The sequence below is a fragment of the Alteromonas sp. a30 genome (assembly GCF_026788005.1).
Lineage (GTDB): Bacteria > Pseudomonadota > Gammaproteobacteria > Enterobacterales > Alteromonadaceae > Paraneptunicella.
In genome coordinates, this window is record NZ_JABEPE010000013.1 from 69505 (window position 1) to 88919 (window position 19415).

At 42.9% G+C, this 19415-nt stretch carries 21 protein-coding genes; 17 read left to right on the top strand and 4 right to left on the bottom strand.

What is annotated here, in order from left to right; translation table 11 throughout:
• Positions 1 to 2 precede the first annotated feature (2 nt).
• The 10 genes from HJG39_RS13340 (at position 3) to modB (ending at position 5801) form a co-directional block, all read left to right on the top strand.
• Positions 3 to 374 carry a HesB/IscA family protein gene (locus tag HJG39_RS13340; protein ID WP_268409786.1) on the top strand — a complete coding sequence of 124 codons (372 nt, stop codon included), beginning with the start codon at positions 3 to 5 and terminating at the stop codon, positions 372 to 374.
• 20 nt (positions 375 to 394) lie between these two features.
• Complete coding sequence (gene sufT / locus HJG39_RS13345; RefSeq protein WP_268409788.1) at positions 395 to 916, top strand: putative Fe-S cluster assembly protein SufT; 522 nt, start codon at positions 395 to 397, stop codon at positions 914 to 916.
• A 15-nt stretch (positions 917 to 931) separates the two neighbouring features.
• Positions 932 to 1345 carry a SufE family protein gene (locus HJG39_RS13350; RefSeq protein ID WP_268409790.1) on the top strand — a complete coding sequence of 138 codons (414 nt, stop codon included), beginning with the start codon at positions 932 to 934 and terminating at the stop codon, positions 1343 to 1345.
• Positions 1346 to 1406: 61 nt separating this feature from the next.
• A complete protein-coding gene (moaA, locus tag HJG39_RS13355; RefSeq protein ID WP_268409792.1) occupies positions 1407 to 2375 on the top strand; it encodes a GTP 3',8-cyclase MoaA in 969 nt (322 codons plus the stop codon).
• Positions 2376 to 2497: 122 nt separating this feature from the next.
• Entirely contained in the window at positions 2498 to 2995 is a 498-nt protein-coding gene (moaB, locus tag HJG39_RS13360) for a molybdenum cofactor biosynthesis protein B (protein WP_268409795.1), read from the top strand.
• An 18-nt stretch (positions 2996 to 3013) separates the two neighbouring features.
• Entirely contained in the window at positions 3014 to 3568 is a 555-nt protein-coding gene (moaC, locus tag HJG39_RS13365) for a cyclic pyranopterin monophosphate synthase MoaC (RefSeq protein WP_268409796.1), read from the top strand.
• Entirely contained in the window at positions 3565 to 3810 is a 246-nt protein-coding gene (moaD, locus tag HJG39_RS13370; protein WP_268409798.1) for a molybdopterin converting factor subunit 1, read from the top strand. Before moaC ends, moaD begins: the two co-directional genes overlap by 4 nt.
• 4 nt (positions 3811 to 3814) lie before the next feature.
• Entirely contained in the window at positions 3815 to 4297 is a 483-nt protein-coding gene (gene moaE, locus HJG39_RS13375; RefSeq protein WP_268409799.1) for a molybdopterin synthase catalytic subunit MoaE, read from the top strand.
• Positions 4285 to 5130, top strand: coding sequence for a molybdate ABC transporter substrate-binding protein (modA, locus tag HJG39_RS13380; protein ID WP_268409800.1), 846 nt, complete (start codon positions 4285 to 4287; stop codon positions 5128 to 5130). Before moaE ends, modA begins: the two co-directional genes overlap by 13 nt.
• On the top strand, positions 5127 to 5801 hold the full coding sequence (modB, locus tag HJG39_RS13385; protein WP_268409801.1) for a molybdate ABC transporter permease subunit: 675 nt from the start codon (positions 5127 to 5129) through the stop codon (positions 5799 to 5801). The genes modA and modB overlap by 4 nt, the downstream gene beginning before the upstream one ends.
• Positions 5802 to 5805: 4 nt before the next feature.
• Here the strand turns inward: modB and cmoB are convergent, their stop codons facing one another.
• Both cmoB and cmoA read right to left on the bottom strand, forming a co-directional pair.
• A complete protein-coding gene (cmoB, locus tag HJG39_RS13390) occupies positions 5806 to 6771 on the bottom strand; it encodes a tRNA 5-methoxyuridine(34)/uridine 5-oxyacetic acid(34) synthase CmoB (RefSeq protein WP_268409878.1) in 966 nt (321 codons plus the stop codon).
• 16 nt (positions 6772 to 6787) lie between these two features.
• Complete coding sequence (gene cmoA / locus HJG39_RS13395; RefSeq protein WP_268409803.1) at positions 6788 to 7522, bottom strand: carboxy-S-adenosyl-L-methionine synthase CmoA; 735 nt, start codon at positions 7520 to 7522, stop codon at positions 6788 to 6790.
• Positions 7523 to 7723: 201 nt separating this feature from the next.
• Here cmoA and acs point away from each other — a divergent pair, with 201 nt between their 5' ends.
• The 3 genes from acs to add all read left to right on the top strand — a co-directional run bounded on the left by acs (position 7724) and on the right by add (position 11605).
• The gene (gene acs, locus HJG39_RS13400) at positions 7724 to 9667 is read left to right on the top strand and encodes an acetate--CoA ligase (protein WP_268409805.1); all 1944 of its coding nucleotides are present in this window, start codon (positions 7724 to 7726) and stop codon (positions 9665 to 9667) included.
• A 203-nt stretch (positions 9668 to 9870) separates the two neighbouring features.
• Positions 9871 to 10506 carry a LuxR C-terminal-related transcriptional regulator gene (locus HJG39_RS13405; RefSeq protein ID WP_268409807.1) on the top strand — a complete coding sequence of 212 codons (636 nt, stop codon included), beginning with the start codon at positions 9871 to 9873 and terminating at the stop codon, positions 10504 to 10506.
• Between the two features lie 103 nt (positions 10507 to 10609).
• On the top strand, positions 10610 to 11605 hold the full coding sequence (gene add, locus HJG39_RS13410; RefSeq protein ID WP_268409809.1) for an adenosine deaminase: 996 nt from the start codon (positions 10610 to 10612) through the stop codon (positions 11603 to 11605).
• Positions 11606 to 11687: 82 nt separating this feature from the next.
• Here the strand turns inward: add and HJG39_RS13415 are convergent, their stop codons facing one another.
• Together HJG39_RS13415 and gltA are read right to left on the bottom strand one after the other, a co-directional pair.
• Complete coding sequence (locus HJG39_RS13415) at positions 11688 to 13937, bottom strand: TonB-dependent receptor (protein ID WP_268409811.1); 2250 nt, start codon at positions 13935 to 13937, stop codon at positions 11688 to 11690.
• A 296-nt stretch (positions 13938 to 14233) separates the two neighbouring features.
• The gene (gltA, locus tag HJG39_RS13420) at positions 14234 to 15514 is read right to left on the bottom strand and encodes a citrate synthase (protein WP_268409812.1); all 1281 of its coding nucleotides are present in this window, start codon (positions 15512 to 15514) and stop codon (positions 14234 to 14236) included.
• A 555-nt stretch (positions 15515 to 16069) separates the two neighbouring features.
• On the opposite strand from gltA, the gene sdhC reads away from it, so the two are divergent.
• Genes sdhC through HJG39_RS13440 form a run of 4 tightly spaced genes read left to right on the top strand, consistent with a single transcriptional unit; the run spans position 16070 to position 19276 of the window.
• Positions 16070 to 16444: a succinate dehydrogenase, cytochrome b556 subunit gene (gene sdhC / locus HJG39_RS13425; protein ID WP_268409814.1), complete on the top strand. Its 375-nt coding sequence runs from the start codon at positions 16070 to 16072 to the stop codon at positions 16442 to 16444.
• Positions 16438 to 16785 (top strand): succinate dehydrogenase, hydrophobic membrane anchor protein, encoded by a 348-nt coding sequence (gene sdhD, locus HJG39_RS13430; RefSeq protein ID WP_268409815.1) that lies wholly within the window; start codon positions 16438 to 16440, stop codon positions 16783 to 16785. The genes sdhC and sdhD overlap by 7 nt, the downstream gene beginning before the upstream one ends.
• A complete protein-coding gene (gene sdhA, locus HJG39_RS13435; RefSeq protein WP_268409817.1) occupies positions 16786 to 18558 on the top strand; it encodes a succinate dehydrogenase flavoprotein subunit in 1773 nt (590 codons plus the stop codon).
• A gap of 13 nt (positions 18559 to 18571) precedes the next feature.
• Entirely contained in the window at positions 18572 to 19276 is a 705-nt protein-coding gene (locus HJG39_RS13440; protein ID WP_268409819.1) for a succinate dehydrogenase iron-sulfur subunit, read from the top strand.
• The last annotated feature ends 139 nt before the right edge of the window (positions 19277 to 19415 follow it).

Consider the following 19415-nt stretch of genomic DNA (forward strand, 5'->3'; position numbering starts at 1 on the left):
TAATGACAGTAGCTACTTTTGATCCAAGCGCAGCGGCGCGTTCTGATTCACCTTTAGTCACGGTAACAGACGCTGCACTGGCGCATTTCCATAAAATTTTATCTGGTGACGCAAAGTATGTACGTTTAAGCACCAAAGTGAGTGGCTGTTCCGGCTATGCCTATGTACTTGATCCTGTGGAACGAGGCAAAGAGGGTGATGTGGAAGTGATGCTTGATGGTGGCTTAACCCTGCTTGTTGCAGCCGACGCCACAGAATTAGTCAAAGACACAGAAATTGATTACGTTGTACAAGGGATTAATGGCGAAATTCGCTTTAACAATCCCAACGTAGTCAGTGAATGTGGTTGCGGTGAGAGCTTTAACGTCGGATGAGTTTAGGTAACGCAAAAAAAATGTTGGTAACGACGCGCGAATGCCCAGCGCGTCGCGTGCCTTCTGGTGAGCACACCAGTATTCCCGAAGGGCAATTTGTGACCATTAATCAGGCGCTTGGGGGCAATTACACGGTAACATGGATGGGCAATATGTTGCGTATCGATGGCACCGATGCGGATGCGCTTGGTTTAAAACAGGACACTTTCAGCTTCACCAATCAAGGTCACGAAGGCATTTTGGAAGAGCAGGTTTGGCAAGCGTTGGATAGCATCTACGACCCTGAAATACCAATAAGTATTGTCTCGCTAGGGTTGGTGTATCAAGTGGAGATTGACCAAGCGAGCCAAAAAGTATCGGTGAAAATGACACTTACTGCTCCGGGGTGCGGCATGGGACCGGTTTTAGTCAGCGATGTGAAATATCGTGTGAAAAAAGTGCCTAACGTTGAAGATGTCACCGTGGATTTAGTGTTTGATCCACCTTGGTCAAAAGACATGATGTCGGAAGAAGCCCAGTTAGAAGCGGGCCTATTTTTCTAACTAAAAGAGCAAGCAATGAGTTTACCCAATACCGACCAAATCTTAGAAGATCTCGATTTTTTTGATTCGTGGGAAGAAAGATACAAATACATTATTGATTTAGGCAAAACCCTGCCAACTTTCCCCGAAGAGCTGCACACACCAGAACGTCTGGTAAAAGGCTGCCAAAGCAATGTATGGTTAGAAGTAAACAAAGAAGGTGACAAATTAAGCTTCCTTGTTGATAGCGATGCCATTATTGTCAAAGGGTTACTGGTGCTAGTCTTAGCTGCGTATGATAAAAAAACAGCACAAGAAATCATCGACTTTGATATAGATGATTACTTTGCTCAGCTTGATTTAGAGCGCCATATTAGTCCAACACGCGGTAATGGTTTGAAAGCCATTGTTGGTAAAATCCAAGCGATTGCCAGTGCCTGTTTGAGATAAAAAGCAGGCATTACCGTTCTTAATAGAATTGCAGTCCCAAAACGAGGTAAAACTCAGTCTGATGCTTGAAGATCGTTACGGGCGACGATTCAGTTATCTTCGCCTTTCCATCACAGATGTCTGTAACTTCCGATGTCATTATTGTTTACCCGATGGTTACCAGTGTGAATCTTCACGGGACTTTCTTAGCCTACCCGAAATAAAAACCACGGTAGCTGCCTTCTCGCAGCTAGGAACCAAAAAAGTCCGCATTACTGGCGGCGAGCCGTCTTTACGAAAAGATTTGCCGCAAATTATAGAAACCGTTGCCAATACCACAGGCATTGAGCAGGTCGCGATTACAACCAATGGTTATAAATTGCCGCAGCAGATTCAATCTTGGATTGACGCAGGGTTGACCTCGTTAAACGTCAGTGTAGATAGCCTAGACCCCCGCTTATTTGAAAGCATCACCGGTCACGACAAGTTAGACACCATATTGCAAGGTATTGAAATTGCTAACAAAGCAGGTTTGCCCGTCAAGGTGAACTCGGTGTTGATGGACCAAGTAAAAGGAGAGGGTTTCCAGCGCTTTTTAGACTGGATAAAACATAAATCCATTAGTGTTCGTTTTATTGAGTTGATGCAAACCGGCGATAACCTTTCCTTATTCAATGTGCAGCATCAGTCTGGTCAATCACTAAAAGACAAACTGCTTAGTCAAGGTTGGACGCGCGTCTTAAAAGAATCAACAGCCGGTCCTGCCCAAGAATTTCAACATCCAGATTATCTAGGTAAGATTGGGCTTATCATGCCCTACAGTAAAGGCTTCTGCGAAAGCTGCAATCGCTTGCGTATTTCATCATTGGGGCAATTACACTTGTGTTTATTTGCCGAAAAAGGCTTAGATTTACGTCCCTTTATGCGCAGTGAAGATGTTGCCGGATTACAGACTGAATTAAAACGGCTGTTGCAAGATAAAGCCTCAGGCCACTGGCTAGACCAAGGGATCACGGGGGCGACTAAGCATTTAGCAATGATTGGCGGTTAGCGTTAAATTAGCGAATCGAGATTGCTATTTTTCCTTTAGAATCTTAGTTGGTTGCTTCGTGGCATAGCTGTAAATAAAGCCGAATAAAATAACTCACTGACATAGCGTTAAAAGACATTATCATGGAAAAACTCAATATTGCCGTGCTCACGGTATCTGACACCCGTACAGAAGAAACGGATACATCCGGCGGTTACTTGGCAAGCGCCATTCAAGAAGCCGGTCATCAGCTTTCCGATAAACAAATCGTAAAAGACGACAAATACCAGCTAAGAGCGTTAGTGTCGAAATGGATAGCTGACCCCAAAATACAAGTAATCATTAGCACGGGTGGCACAGGTTTTACTGAGCGAGATACGACCCCAGAGGCGCTTTCAGTGTTGTTTGATAAAGATATTGAGGGCTTTGGAGAATTATTTCGTTATATCTCTTATACCGAAATTGGAACATCTACCGTGCAATCGCGCGCTTTAGCCGGGATGGCAAACAAAACTGCAATTTTCTGTTTGCCGGGGTCAACGGGCGCATGTAAAACCGGCTGGAATGGGATTTTGCAAGAACAACTGAATTCTGACCACAAACCCTGTCACTTTGTTGGTCACTTAAAGCCACAAGCGTAAGTAAGAGTTTCATGCACTATGACGAATAAACGCTCGCCAACTCAAGACACCCATGTCAACAAATTCACTCATCTAAACGAAAAAGGTGAAGCAAATATGGTGGACGTTACCGACAAAGCGGTAACTTCACGTAAAGCCTATGCTGAGGGCTTTATTAAAATGAATCAGCAAACATTTGATATGCTAATAAATGGCACACATAAGAAAGGCGATGTATTTGCTGTGGCGCGCGTTGCAGGCATTCAAGCAGCAAAAAAAACCAGCGAATTAATCCCTTTATGTCATCCATTGATGTTAAGCAAAGTGGAAATCAATTTTGAGCCAATAGAAGCTAATGGCGTTACTGAATTAGAAACGCTTCCAGCGATTCGTGTCATTGCCATGTGTAAGCTTGCAGGGCAAACCGGTGTAGAGATGGAAGCATTAACCGCCGTTTCTGTTGCCTTACTTACCCTTTACGACATGTGCAAAGCCGTTGATCCACAAATGCAAATGACCGATATTAGATTACTGTCCAAAGTTGGTGGAAAGTCTGGTGTTTGGACGCGAGAAGAGGCAGACGTTCAGTCATGATAAAAATCCTGTTTTTTGCTCAGCTAAGAGAAAGATTGGGGGTGGCGGAATTAACCCAAGATACATTGCCTGATACCATCGGCGCGTTACGTAATGAGTTGTCCCAGCAAAGTGGATTGTGGGCGGAGTTGTTGCAAAAAGAGCGTTGTTTGGCCGCGCTCAATCAAGAAATTGTCGCTGACAATGCGAAGCTTAACTCGGGCGATGAAGTGGCCTTTTTTCCGCCGGTAACAGGGGGATAAGTGAATGCATCAGGATGGTATTTCTAACCGCAATATCCAGGTTAGTGTGGAAGCGGAAGACTTTGATGTTAATCAGGAATACCACTGGCTGCGAGAAAATCAAATGCGTGACGGTGCAATCGTAACCTTCGTTGGTTTAGTCCGCGATATGAATGCAGGCGAGAAGGTTCAAAAGCTGTGTTTAGAGCATTATCCCGCCATGGCATTTGCTAGCTTACAATCGATTGCCAAACAAGCAACAGAACGCTGGCGATTAGGGAAAATACGGGTAATTCATCGCTTTGGAGAGTTGGATCTAGGCGATCAGATAGTGTTTGTTGGTGTGACTTCTATGCATCGTGGCGATGCCTTCGCCGCCGCAGAATTTATCATGGATTTTCTTAAAACTAATGCGCCATTTTGGAAAAAAGAGCAAACCGCGAAAGGAAGCCGCTGGGTAGATGCTAAACAGTCGGATCAGGACAAAACCGCTTCATGGCAAAAATAGCTAAGTATAGTAAAGCGCTAGTTGTGTCGTTTATTCTGTGTTGCACTAAGGTAAGCGCCGATATTAACAAGCATCCCTATACTGCACAAAAGCCACTACGTTTAGCTGTTGCAGCAAATTTTAAAAGCACCTTGGAAGGCTTGGTTGCGGAGTATCAATCGGTTCACCCTGTCGAAATAACCATTAGTGCCGCATCTAGCGGTGTGCTGGCGAGTCAAATCTTACATGGCGCTCCCTTTCATATGTTTTTTTCAGCTGATGAAGAAAAAGTCGATTGGTTGATTAAGCAGGGAAAAGGCAGGTACTCACAAATTTATGCGTTAGGGCAATTGGTATTGTGGGCCCCTTATTCGCAAGGTGAAGCGCTTGCCACTTACTTATCTGATTTCAAACACAGCCCGAATAGACTAGCAATGGCCAATCCAACACTGGCACCATATGGGAAAGCTGCTCAAGAAACATTGATGAAGCTTTCTATTCATGTTGAATTAACATCGCATATTGCAATGGCTAATAATGTATCTCAAGTGGCGCAATTTGTCTCTTCAGGAGCAGTTAAAGCTGGTTTTGTCTCAGCCAGTCAATTACCAGAAAATTCGCAGTTTTTCCCAATTGATGCGTCTTTTTATCAACCAATTAAGCAAAAAGTGTTATTAATTGGCTCTCAGGATGATGAGGGTATTCAACAACAAAGCGAGGCGTTTTTCTGTTATCTTAATTCACTAAAAGCACGCCAATTTATTAAGAAAAATGGTTACGCGTTACCACCTTATGAAAATATCAAAGGCATTGACTTGTCTAGCCTTTGCGGTAAATTTACAGAGTTAAAATGATTGATTGGCAAGCCGTTACCTTAACCTTAAAACTCGCCTTGGTTTCAACCTTGTTATTGCTGGTTATTGGGATTCCATTAGCGTGGTGGTTAAGTCAAACTCGTTCCGTATGGAAAAATACTATTGATACCATCATCACTTTACCACTTATTTTACCACCAACTGTACTGGGTTATTATCTGCTCGTTGCCTTTTCCCCTGAAGCGTTTGCAGGCGAAATATGGATGACACTTTTCGGTTCTTCGCTAGTGTTTTCATTTAGTGGGTTAGTGCTCGGTTCCATGCTCTATAGCTTACCGTTTGTGGTGCAACCGATTCGAGATGGATTTAAATCCATCGACGCATCATTGCTTAACGTTGCCCAAACCATGGGGGCGAATCGATGGCAGCGATTCTATCTTGTTGCTCTGCCTTTGGGGCGCCCGATGTTAGTTACCGGGAGCTTGCTAGGCTTTGCCCATACGATTGGAGAGTTTGGTGTGGTGTTGCTTATTGGTGGCAATATTCCGGGCGAAACCCGTGTGGTGTCAATTGCCCTTTTCGATTACGTAGAGTCATTACAAATGCAACAGGCTAATGCTCTTGCGGGCTTGTTATTGATGTTCTCTTTTGTCGTTCTATACGCTGTGAACCACTTCAATAAGCGGTTCACTTTCCAACATTCCTCTTAACCAATTAGGCTTCTGCAATCAGTACCGCACGTTTGGGAGCAGGATAACCTTCAATGGTTAGGTTACGATCTTCAGGGTCCAAGAAATCAATTAGCGATTGATTGGTCATCCATTCAGTAGAACGTTGCTCTTCTGTGCTTGTTTGGTCAACATCAACGGTTCTAACATTTTTAAAGCCTAAGCGTTGCATCCAATGTGTGAGTGCTGCACAGCTAGGTAAGAACCACACATTACGCATTTGTGCATACCGCTCACCGGGAACAAGAACCGTGTTCTCGTCGCCATCCACAACTAAGGTCTCCAGAATTAATTCTCCTCCTTTACGAAGCTGAGATTTAAGTTGTTGTAAGAATTCAATGGGGCTCTTTCGATGATACAACACGCCCATTGAAAAAACCGTGTCATAGGCTTTTAGTTCTGGTAGCTGTTCTACACCCACAGGCAACAAGTGAATGCGCGGGTCGGGGTTAAAATGTTTAATGGCTTGGAATTGAATTAAGAATAAGTCGGTTGGGTCTACGCCAACTACTAATTCAGGGTTGTGCCCAAGCATTCTCCACATGTGATAACCACTGCCGCATCCAATATCCAGCACTTTTCTATCGTTTAACGGCGAAATATGCGGTGCGACACGATCCCATTTCCAGTCTGAGCGCCACTCCGTATCAATATGAATATCGAACAACTGAAAAGGCCCTTTACGCCAAGGCATGAAACGTTTGAGTAAGCCTTCAATTTGTTTCGATTCGTATTCGCTTACATCGTCTTTAGAGCCAATTTGTACCGTGTTTAATAACGCAATTGTACTCGGTGTGAGCTTTGGCAATTTGTTAAGTAGCTTCACCCATTTGGCAAATTCACCATGTTGTTGTTTCTCCCACTTTGCCAATTGAGCAGGTAACACTTCAAGCCAAGGACTCAAAGGAGTGGTAGCAATATGACGATAGAACTGATTAAACCAATCCAAAATACATTTCCTAAATTCGTTATTTAATGGCAATCATTGATGCAAAGTTGTAGCACTTAAACCACATGGCGACATCGTTAAAACCTGCTTGCTTTAGCCTGTTTTCATGCTCTGCATAACTGTCGATAATCATCACATTTTCAATGGCCGTACGTTTTTGGCTTATTTCTAGCTCGCTGTAGCCGTTTCTGCGTTTAAATTCGTGATGAATATCAACCAGTAAATCGTTACCCGTTTGCGTGTCGTGCTTCAACTTTTCCGACAAAATGAGAGCGCCGCCGGGCAATAACCCTTGATAAATCGAGTTGATCAGTTGGGCGCGTAATTCGGGTTTAATGAATTGTAAGGTGAAATTCATTATCACTAATGAGGCATGACTAATTTCACTTTCCAGAATATCTTGGCAACGCGTAGTAAAAGCCATGTTTGACTTAAATGCACTAAGGTGCAACGCACAACGTTCCAGCATAGCGTGGGAGTTATCAATGGCAATAATGTGCGCGTTATCGGCTTGATTATAGCGTCGCACAGCGAGGCTTGCTGCACCTAACGAGCATCCCAAATCGTAAACATTGGAGTTGGGCTGTACGAACTTGGTCGAGAAATAACCAATACCATCAATAATAGTGTTATAGCCCGGAATGGAACGTTGGATCATGTCAGGGAAGACTTCAGCCACACGATGATCAAACTGAAAATCGGGCACATTTTCCTGCGGTGAGGAATAGATTAGATCTTTATGAGATTTTTGCATACTAACTTGTGTCTATAACCGGAAGTGCAATTTTAACGAAACATTGGTTACTGGCAAAGAAGCAATTCCAATGTTGCACAGATGTTAGGGTTTTTATATGGTGACACCTCTCATAAAAATGTGCATATTTTTTGGCGTTTGTGCATGAACCTTTAAAACAACACATATCTTCCATAGCCTTGAGTAGATTGGAGAAAGAACATGTCCGATACCGTTTATCCGGTCCCAGAATCTTTTAAGAAAAACACACGTATAACTAAAGCGACTTATCAGCAAATGTATCAGGCGTCAGTAGAAAACCCGGATGCTTTTTGGGCAAAACAGGCTGAACGACTTGATTGGATTGCACCGTTTTCACAGGTTAGTCAATGCAGCTTTGCACGCGATAACGTTGAAATTAAATGGTTCTTAGATGGCAAGCTGAATGTCACGGAAAACTGTATCGATCGTCACTTGGCAAAAGATCCAAACAAAACGGCGATCATTTGGGAAGGGGATGCTCCTTCCGTTAGCCAACATATTTCTTATCAAACACTGCATGATGAAGTGTGTTTACTCGCCAATGGTATGAAAAAATTGGGGATTGGCAAAGGCGATCGTGTTGTGATTTACATGCCAATGGTACCGCAAGCCGCTTATGCGATGTTAGCGTGTGCAAGAATTGGCGCCATTCATTCTGTTATATTTGGTGGGTTTTCTCCGAATGCGATTGCCGATCGTATTGAGGATAGCAAAGCAAAGCTAGTCATTACCGCAGATGCAGGGTTACGCGGTGGCAAAGCAGTACCATTGAAAGAAAATGTTGACGCGGCCCTTGAAAAAGACGGCACTGACAGCGTGGAAAAGGTGGTTGTTTACCGTTATCAAAACACAAATTGTGAATGGAATGACAGCCGCGACGTAAATTGGGCTGAGTGGGTATCTGACTGTGAAAAAAGCTGTACACCAGAGGTAATGGACGCAGAAGATCCGTTATTCATTCTTTACACCTCTGGTTCAACGGGCAAACCCAAAGGAGTGGTTCACTCCTCGGCGGGGTATTTGCTTTATGCTGCGTTAACACATGAGTCAATTTTCGATTATCAACCTAATGATATTTACTGGTGTGCAGCCGATGTTGGCTGGATTACAGGGCACTCATATATCGTTTACGGCCCGTTAGCTAATGGCGCTACAACATTAATGTTTGAAGGGGTGCCAACGTATCCTTCTGTCGCACGCATGGCGCAAATCATTGATAAGCATCAAGTAACAATTCTGTACACCGCGCCTACTGCTATTCGAGCTCTAATGGCCAAAGGTGATGAACCTGCAAGAGGCACTTCCCGCTCAACATTAAAAGTGATGGGAAGCGTGGGCGAACCCATTAATCCTGAAGCATGGCATTGGTATCATGAGCGCATGGGGAATGGTCAATGTCCGATCATTGATACTTGGTGGCAAACAGAAACTGGCGGCGCCATGATTACTCCGTTACCAGGGGCAATGGATTTAAAGCCCGGCTCAGCAACGTTACCTTTCTTTGGTGTTAAACCTGTGTTGATGGATAGTGAAGGTCATATTTTAGAAGGGGCAACCGAAGGAAATCTAGCTATAAGCGGCTCCTGGCCCGGCCAAGCACGCACGGTTTGGAATAATCATGAACGTTTTCAAGAAACCTATTTTAGTACCTACGACAATATGTATTTTACGGGCGATGGCGCGCGTCGAGATGAGGATGGATATTTTTGGATTACAGGCCGAGTCGATGATGTATTAAATGTGTCAGGACACCGTTTAGGTACAGCAGAAATAGAGAGCGCATTAGTCGCCCATGCGAGTGTTGCAGAGGCCGCAGTGGTAGGTTATCCGCATGATATTAAGGGGCAGGGGATTTACGTCTATTTACAACCAACCGATGGCGTAGAAGTTAGTGAAGCGTTAACTCAAGAGGTGCGACAGTGGGTGCGTGATGAACTTAGCCCAATTGCTACACCAGACTTTTTGCAGTGGACAACTGGCTTGCCTAAAACCCGCTCGGGGAAAATCATGCGTCGTATTTTACGGAAAATTGCGGCGAATGAATTTGAAAACTTAGGCGATACTTCAACGTTGGCAGATCCTTCCGTAGTTCAAAGCCTGATAGATAATAGGTTGAACAAATAATTGTGAAAGAAAAGGTGCGCTATTCATCGGTTATGAGCGCGTTAAAAAGCGTTTATAATCAATTAATACCTTTGGCTTTGTCTTTCGAATATCACAGAAAGCAAGTATAGTAGTTTTAGTTTGTGGTGGATAAATTAAAAATTTAGAACATAATTAACCATCAGAATAGCGTTAACCTTCTGCACAACCTTGAAGGGGAGAATATGATCAAGTTTTTGATAGCGGATGATCACCCGCTATTTAGGGATGCACTTTCCGCTGCATTAAAGCCTTTATTTGAAGATCTAGAATTTGTTTACGCAGATTCTCTAGATACAACAATTGAGGCATTGGAGAAAAACTCAGACATAGACTTGGTTTTACTCGATTTATATATGCCTGGTAGTGAAGACTTTTATGGTCTAATTAGAGTAGCGGAAGATTACCCAGACACACCGGTTGCTATTGTATCTGGAAGTGATGCACCCAATATTGTTTCTCGCGTAATGACATTTGGTGCGAAAGGCTTCATTCCAAAAACAACTGCGTCTGCTGATACCGCGAGCGCCATTAAGAAGATTTTATCTGGAGAAACCTGGCTTCCTCCGCACTTGCAAGAAAACTTAATCCGAGTTGAAAGTGATGAAGTGAATATTGCCCAAAGAATGGCTGAATTAACGCCAAAACAATTCCAAGTTTTAAAGCAGCTACAGGCCGGCTTACTAAATAAACAAATCGCCTTTGATTTGAACATTACAGAGGCAACGGTTAAGGCGCATATCAGTGCTATTTTTAAAAAGCTGGAAGTGAACAACAGGACACAAGCTGTTTTAGTCGCTGAAAAGTTACAGCTTAATTAGGTTGGTGAAGCTTAACCTATTGTAAATAGAACAATTTTTATTAGGTGTAAGACTCCAATTAACGTAGGTTTTTTGGAGTCTTTTTGCATATAAGGAGCGAAAAATGATCAACCCCAACATTCCATTAGTTGAATTACACCGCCACTTGGATGGCAATATCCACCCGGCGACTATTTGGGATCTAGCTCAGCAATATGGTATTGAGCTACCCGCAAATAGTGCCGCTGAATTAGCTCCACTAACACAAGTTCAGGATCAGACGAGCGATCTCCTCGCCTTTTTACAAAAGCTTGATTATGGCGTGTCAGTTTTAGCATCACTAGACGCTTGTCGACGTATTGCATTTGAAAATATGCGCGATGCGAAAGCCTCTAAATTAGATTATGTTGAGCTACGTTTTTCTCCTTATTACATGGCAATGAACCACAACTTAGACATGGCAGGTGTCGTTGATGCTGTTATCGACGGTGTGGTAGCTGGCGCACAACAATATGGTGTTAAAGCTAAACTAATTGGTATTTTAAGCCGTACTTTTGGTGCAGAAACTTGCATGAAAGAGCTAGAAGCTTTATTGGTACACAAAGATTCGATTACTGCCCTAGATTTAGCCGGGGACGAATTAAACTTTCCTGCGCCGTTATTTGAGGAGCACTTTAAGAAAGGACGAGAAGCTGGTTGGCACATCACTGTTCATGCAGGAGAAGCCGATGGTCCTGAAAGTGTGTGGAATGCAATTAAGCTTTTAGGGGCAAAGCGAATAGGGCATAGTTTTGCCACTATTGATGACCCTCGACTAATGGAATACATGGCCAAAAATGAAATTGCCATTGAGTCGTGTCCAACATCGAATTTTCATACCAATACCATTCAAGACCTTACCAAGCATCCTCTACCGGTTTTTCTCGATAATGATATTTTAGTGTCAATTAGTACCGATGATCCGGCTGTGTCGAATATTGACTTGCCACATGAATATAACGTTGCACATAAAACAATAGGTTTAACGGAAGCCCAACTAAGCCAAATTCAAGAAAATGGGATCAAATCTGCATTTTTGTCTGATAGTGAGCGGCAGGAGTTATGGGACAGTAAAAAATAAGTTTTCAGTCAATATTCACTATAAAAAAACCGTGTAGGGAAACCACACGGTTTTTGTTTATTTCTCATTATAATAATGATTTTTAGAAGAAGTTAGAGATAAACTCGACGCCCCAGAATTGACGTTCATTAACAAAGCCCGTTAGGTTGTTAAAGTCAATCGCACCGGTTAGCTTCTGCTGGTTAGTGATGTTACGGCCAAACAGGGCAACTTCATATTCAGCATTTTCGGTAAACCATTCATAACCTACCCGAAGCCCACCTTCCGTTAAGCCTTTACCTCTGAATTCGACTGATTCATATAGGAAGAAGTTAACTTCACTTCGATATGCCCAGTCGGTGTAGACAAAGAAGTTACCTTCGCCGACTTCTTTGGTATAACGAAGTGACACATTGGCAATCCACTCTGGCGCTTGCGGTAACGGATTACCATCAATTAAAGCTCTACCATCTGAACTAATGGGATCTTTTATCGTACAAGGCGCGCCACAAATATCAACCGCTAAACCATCTTGCTTAATTTCAGTGTGGTTATAACTCAAACCTGCCGTCGCGAACCAACTTTCACTTAACGCGGCCTCGCCATCAAGCTCAAAACCATAGCCCACTGATTCATCAGCGTTTAACAAGCTGGTTAAGTTTCCAGAACCGCCAACGGCTGTTAATTGTTGATCACTTACTTCGTAATAATAAACCGAACCATTAATACGCGCTCGATTACCCCAAGTACGCGTTTTGAAACCGGTTTCTATTGACACCATTGTTTCTGAATCGGCAGTAGATGGCGGGCCACTAAACAATAAGTCTCGGCCTTGAATACTCGGGGCTCGATAGCCTCGTGCAATTCGACCATAAATATTGGTTTCATCGCTGTATTTATAGGAAGCGCTTAAGTCCCAACTTACCTGAGAGTCATCAACATCGGCTTCCGCTGAGAAGCTTGGCAAACCGATAGGAGAGGTAATAAGCTCGCCATCCCATTCTCTTTCGTCATCTGAGTAGCGTAAACCTGCGGTAATGGTTAAACGATCGCTGTATTCCCAGTCAACAGAGCCGAAGACTGCCCATGCGCTCGTGTCCATAAATTGACGTGACAGACCATTCAATACACCGTCGGCTAACGTATCGAAACTTAAATTTTCAATCTCTACTTCTTCTTCGAAAATAAAGAAGCCAACTTGATAATCCCATTCGCCCAATTCATTAGTTGCTAAACGCACTTCTTGGGTATATTGCTCATGGTCAGGCATTGCAGAACCAGTTTCTGACGGAAAGGGAATAAGCCCTGGGCCAGATTCAGGCAAGAACGACGCACCGTAACCGCCATCTATGTCACCAACAGATAGCATTCTGGCACTTTCATAGCCCGTGATTGAGGTGAAGGTGTAATCACCTAAATCGTAATTGATTTTCAGTGACCAACCATCAGTGTCTACGTCTTGACGGTTGCGAGAAGCGGCATCTTGATAGATGGTTTTAAAGTCAAAATCATCGACTAATTCATTCGTTCCCGGTTTAATAATATTTGCGCGGAACAAACGAGCATCACTATCAGCATCTCGGAAGTGGTACTTAGCTAGAATATTTAGGTCAGCATTCGGTTCCCAAAGCAGTTGAAAGCGGCCTGATCTTTCATCAAATCCACCAAGAACGTCTTCTTGTTCAAAGCCCGGGGCTTTGTTGTTGATGTAGTCATCTCTGTCTTGCATCAAAAGCGAGGCACGGAAAGAAAGCGTATCAGTGATTCCGCCGCCGATTGCGGCATCAAAATCAGTTGTATTATATGAACCGTAAGAAAAGTTTAGGTGTGCGTCAAAATCTTGAGAAGGTTTTACCGAATCAATTTTAACGATACCAGCCGGCGTGTTGCGTCCAAAAAGCGTACCTTGTGGGCCGCGTAACACTTCGGTTTGTTGAACGTCGAACATTGGATAACCTTTAATTAAAGAGTTTTCCAGTACAACGTCGTCGTAAATGAGCGAGACAGGTTGAGATGCTAAAAGATCGAAGTCAGTATTTCCCAAACCCCTAATATAAAAACGTGGGAATGAACGACCAAAAGATGACTCGATGAGTAAGCTAGGAATTCTGAAAGAAAGCGAACGTATGTCCATACCTGAAGAGCCAAGAACATCAAGCTCTTTAGCCGTCAAAGCCGCTACAGAAATAGGCACTTCTTGTACATTCTGGGTTCTTTTTTGAGCCGTTACCATAATGGTTTCAAGCTCAAGAGAATCTTCCTTTTCCTTGTCTGCACTTTGTGCAAACGCAATAGGCATATTGCAGCATAGAGCTACACACAATGCTATTGGGGATTTATTTATCATTTTCATACTGAATACCGTGTAGTGTGCTTAAAAATGTAAATTTTCTCTGGCCTACCGTTTATTTCTATTTCATTAATAGTAGGTGGTTGTTTTTCAACCTCGAAAAATTTAGCCCCACGATATTACCGTTAAATTATTAGGTAAGCTACTGTGACTTAGCTTTTTATTTCCGACTAATTAGAATGTGAAAATCAAGTAAAAAGGGGAGTTTTGGCGTTACATATTCTGTTAACTAATTTATAAAATATTAGTTACAAAACAAAAAAGAGGCATAAAGCCTCTTTTTCAAACCAATAAGAGAATTATTTTTTCAGCGGTGTAAATGGACGCTGTGTTTTACCGGTATACAATTGACGAGGACGACCAATCTTTTGTCCTGGCTGGCTTAACATTTCGTGCCAGTGAGATGCCCAACCTACAGTACGTGCTAAAGCAAAAATACACGTAAACATATTAGTTGGAATGCCAATCGCCTTAAGTACGATACCTGAATAGAAGTCGACATTAGGGAATAGTTTCTTCTCTTGGAAGTACGGGTCTTCCAATGCGATTCTTTCTAATTCCATTGCCACATCAAGTAGTGGGTCTTGAAGGTTTAATTCTTTCAACACTTCGTGACAGCTTTCTCTCATTACTGTCGCACGCGGATCATAGTTCTTATAAACACGGTGTCCGAAGCCCATCAAACGGAATGGATCATTTTTATCCTTCGCTTTTTCGATAAACTCAGGAATGCGATCCACGGAGCCAATTTGTTCAAGCATATTTAAACAAGCTTCGTTTGCACCACCATGCGCGGGTCCCCATAACGATGCGACGCCCGCTGCAATACAAGCATAAGGGTTCGCGCCAGAAGAACCAGCAAGACGTACAGTTGAAGTCGACGCATTCTGTTCGTGATCTGCATGTAACGTGAAGATTCGATCAACAGCTCGTGCTACGGCTGGAGTGATTTTGTAATCTTCGGCAGGAACAGAAAACATCATGTTTAAGAAGTTTTCTGCGTAGGTTAAATCATTACGAGGATGAACGAAGGGTTGACCAACATTAAATTTGTAGCACATAGCTACTAATGTAGGCATTTTTGCTACTAGGCGAACTGCGCTGCGTAAACGTTGGTCAGCATCATTGATGTTTAAATCATCATGATAAAAAGAGGACATTGCGCCTACCGTGCCACAAAGCATGGCCATCGGGTGTGCGTCTCTACGGAATCCTCTGAAGAAGTCATTTACACTGTCGTGTACCATCGTGTGGCGGGTAATAAGAGATCTAAATTCTTCATATTCCTCTTTATTTGGCGCTTCTCCGTGAAGCAACATGTAGACAACCTCTAGGTAGTCTGCATTACGTGCCAAATCTTCGATGGAATAACCTCTATGTAACAATACCCCTTTTTCGCCGTCAATAAAGGTAATTTCTGACTCACAAGAGCCTGTAGCCATGAAGCCTGGGTCAAAAGTGAATTTTCCAAATTTACCCAGAGCTCTAACGTCAATGACATCATGTCCGGCCGTGCCGCTTAAAATGGGAAGTTCTACTTCGTTATCACCTACTTTAAGAATGGCTTTGTTGTCTGCCATATAAAACTCTCCTTAAGAAGTTTTCAGGTGTATGGGGCAGTATGTTACCCTGCGAATTATAGCGCCGCTATTTGTACTGTGATTGCCAGCATAAGTCAATTTTATTGCATATAATTGCACAATCTGAACGTACCAATCGTAGACTTGGATCAATATCTGAACAAAGTTGATTTACTTAATGATCTATATACATATTGAAAATGAGACTTCCAATAAAAAAAATGTTAGCTATTAACTAAGAATTAACAAATATGTAAATCAAAAGTTAAATGCATGTAAATTTAGTCCCCATTTGACCTTTTCTCTAACTCTTTTCGTAAAAAATCTAGTAAGAAAGGTGTCACAGAAATTGTTTTTGTGGTTTGTCACTTATATACTTTTGCGTCGTTGCAGCTTAATAGCTTTTGTTAATGATTTAGAATCATCTTTAATAACTTCATTATTATTGCAACAAATTGCAGGTGGTTAGAGGCTGTCTGAAACTGTTTACAGAACGGTTTAGTCTCTTGTGAGATGTGAAATTTGATAGCCCGTAGGGGTAAACAGGCGAAAATGGTGAAAAAACAAAGACCGGTTAATTTACAACTCAATACGATTAGTTTTCCTCCTTCTGCTATTTCTTCAATTCTTCACCGCGTGACAGGCGTGGCTATGTTCTTTGCTTTATTGTTCGTAATTTGGGCATGGGCAGAGTCAGTTGCCTCACCAGAAGGTTTCGCGATGGTGAAAGAAGTGATGTCTGGCATCATTGGTAAGATAATCGCAATAGGCACTGTCTCTGCGCTTACCTACCATGTTTTGGCTGGTATTCGTCACATTGTGATGGATTTTGGTCACTGGGAAGAAATTGAGTCTGGTAATACTAGCGCCAAGGTAGCAATTGTACTTTGGATTATCTTAACTATCGTAGTTGGAGTTGCGTTATGGTAATAAATCAAGCGTCTCTTAAACGTAACGGAGTGCAGGACTTTGTTTCTTTAAGGGCAACTGCAGCAATTATTTTTGCGTTTACCGTGTTTATGTCATGGTTTTTCATCTCTACTCCTGAACTGACCTATGAAAATTGGTCTGGTTTATTTTCCCATCTTGGCATGAAAGTTTTCACGCTAGCTACGTTAGTGGCAATTATGATCCACGTTCGCATCGGTCTATGGCAGGTTTTAACAGACTACGTTAAAGCACCTGCTTTACGTGCTGGATTGCAGTACATCCTAAATATTATTGCGTTCGTATATGTAGCCGTTGGTCTGTTTGTTTTGTGGAGTCTATAAGTGAAAGTTCCAGTTCATGAATTTGATGCCGTTGTAATCGGCGCAGGTGGCGCGGGTATGCGTGCAGCCTTGCAAATCTCTCAGTCAGGCAAATCTTGTGCACTTTTGTCTAAAGTTTTTCCAACCCGTTCTCATACAGTGTCAGCGCAAGGTGGTATTACCGTCGCCCTTGGTAACGCTCACGAAGATAATTGGGAATGGCACATGTACGATACCGTAAAAGGTTCCGATTATATTGGAGACCAAGACGCTATCGAATATATGTGTAAAACCGGCCCAGAAGCTATTATCGAAATGGAGAACATGGGCTTACCATTCTCTCGTTTTGAAAACGGCAAAATTTATCAAAGACCTTTCGGTGGTCAGTCACAGAATTTCGGTGGTGAGCAGGGTGCCCGTACAGCCGCTGCTGCTGACCGCACGGGCCACGCATTGTTACACTTGCTTTATCAGCAAAATGTAAAAAATAAAACAAAAGTATTCAGTGAATGGTATGCGTTAGATTTGGTTAAAAACCAAGACGGTGATGTTGTGGGTTGTACTGCAATCGACATCGAAACCGGTGAAGTGGTTTACTTCAAATCTCGCGCCGTTGTTTTAGCAACGGGTGGGGCAGGCAGAATTTACTCCTCCACAACCAATGCTCACATTAACACAGGTGATGGTGTTGGTATGGCACTACGCGCAGGCGTCAGTGTTCAAGACATGGAAATGTGGCAGTTCCACCCGACGGGTATCGCTGGTGCAGGTGTACTGGTAACAGAAGGTTGCCGTGGTGAAGGTGGATACCTGCTTAATAAAGATGGCGAACGTTTCATGGAACGTTACGCACCTAATGCCAAAGACTTAGCTGGCCGAGACGTTGTCGCTCGTTCAATGATGACGGAAATTCGTGAAGGCCGAGCTTGTGAGGGTCCTTGGGGTCCACATATTAAATTGAAGCTTGATCACTTAGGAAAAGAGGTTCTTGAATCTCGTCTACCGGGTATTCTTGAGTTATCACGTACATTTGCGCACGTAGATCCGGTGAAAGAGCCAATTCCTGTTATCCCAACTTGCCACTATATGATGGGTGGAATTCCAACAAACGTAGATGGCCAAGCCTTAACCGTTGACGAAAATGGTAACGATAAGGTTGTTAAAGGCCTATTTGCTTGTGGCGAGATTGCATGTGTATCTGTACATGGTGCAAACCGTTTAGGTGGCAACTCCTTGCTTGACCTTGTTGTATTTGGTCGTGCAACTGGTTTACATCTTGGTGAAGCATTAAGTGCTCCTGATGAAGCACGTGATGCATCCGAATCTGATCTTGAAGCAGCATTGTCTCGTTTTAATCGTTGGGAGAGTTCTGAAGCAGGCAAGGGTGAAGACCCAGTGCAAATCAAGAAAGATATGCAGCAATGTATGCAGTTGAACTTCTCTGTATTCCGTGAAGGTGAGGCAATGGCTCAAGGCTTGAAAGAGCTTAAAGAGATTCGTGAAAGATTGCAGAACGCTCACTTGAATGACAAGAGTTCGGACTTCAATACACAACGAATCGAGTGCTTAGAGTTAGACAATCTAATGGAAACCGCTTATGCAACAGCAGTCGCGGCGAACTTTAGAACAGAGAGTCGTGGCGCACACAGTCGTTTCGATTATCCAGATCGTGATGATGCAAACTGGTTGTGTCACTCTATTTACAGACCGCAAGATGAAAGCATGATCAAGCGTGATGTCAATATGCAGCCTAAGACTCGTGAAGCGTTCCCACCTAAAGTACGTACATATTAAGAGGTATTGATTCATGATGCGTGAATTTTCGATTTATCGTTACAACCCTGATGTTGACGGTGCGCCTCGTATGCAAACATACAAGCTTGAGGTGGAAGGGGATATGATGGTGCTTGACGCACTATTATTGTTGAAAGAACAAGATCCAACATTATCGTTTCGTCGCTCATGCCGTGAAGGTGTATGTGGCTCAGATGGTATTAATATGAATGGTAAGAATGGTTTGGCATGTATTACGTCATTGTCAGACCTAGGTAAAGGCACCATTGTGATTCGTCCTTTACCGGGCTTACCCGTTGTTCGTGACTTAGTGGTAGATATGACACAATTCTTCACTCAGTACGAAAAAGTTAAGCCTTACTTAATTAACGATAGCAAGCAGCCGCCTTCGCGTGAAAATCTTCAATCGCCTGAAGAGCGCGAAAAGTTAGATGGCCTGTATGAGTGTATCTTATGTGCATGTTGCTCAACTTCATGCCCGTCTTTCTGGTGGAATCCTGATAAATTTATTGGTCCTGCTGGATTGTTACACGCCTACCGTTTCTTAGCGGACAGTCGTGATACGGCAACTGATCAACGATTAAGTGAATTAGATGATGCATTTAGCGTGTTCAGATGTCATGGCATCATGAATTGCGTCAATGTGTGTCCAAAAGGTTTGAATCCGACTAAAGCAATCGGTCATATCAAATCGATGTTGCTTCAGCGAGCAATGTAAAAATGCAGAGTAAGCAAAGGCATTTAGTCTTTGCTTACTTGTATGACGGAGAGTAGAGTGTAGTGCTTTAATTAACCCAAAGGATGCAGTTCATTCATAAATGATTGTTAATTAAAGAGCTTTATACTACTGCAACCAT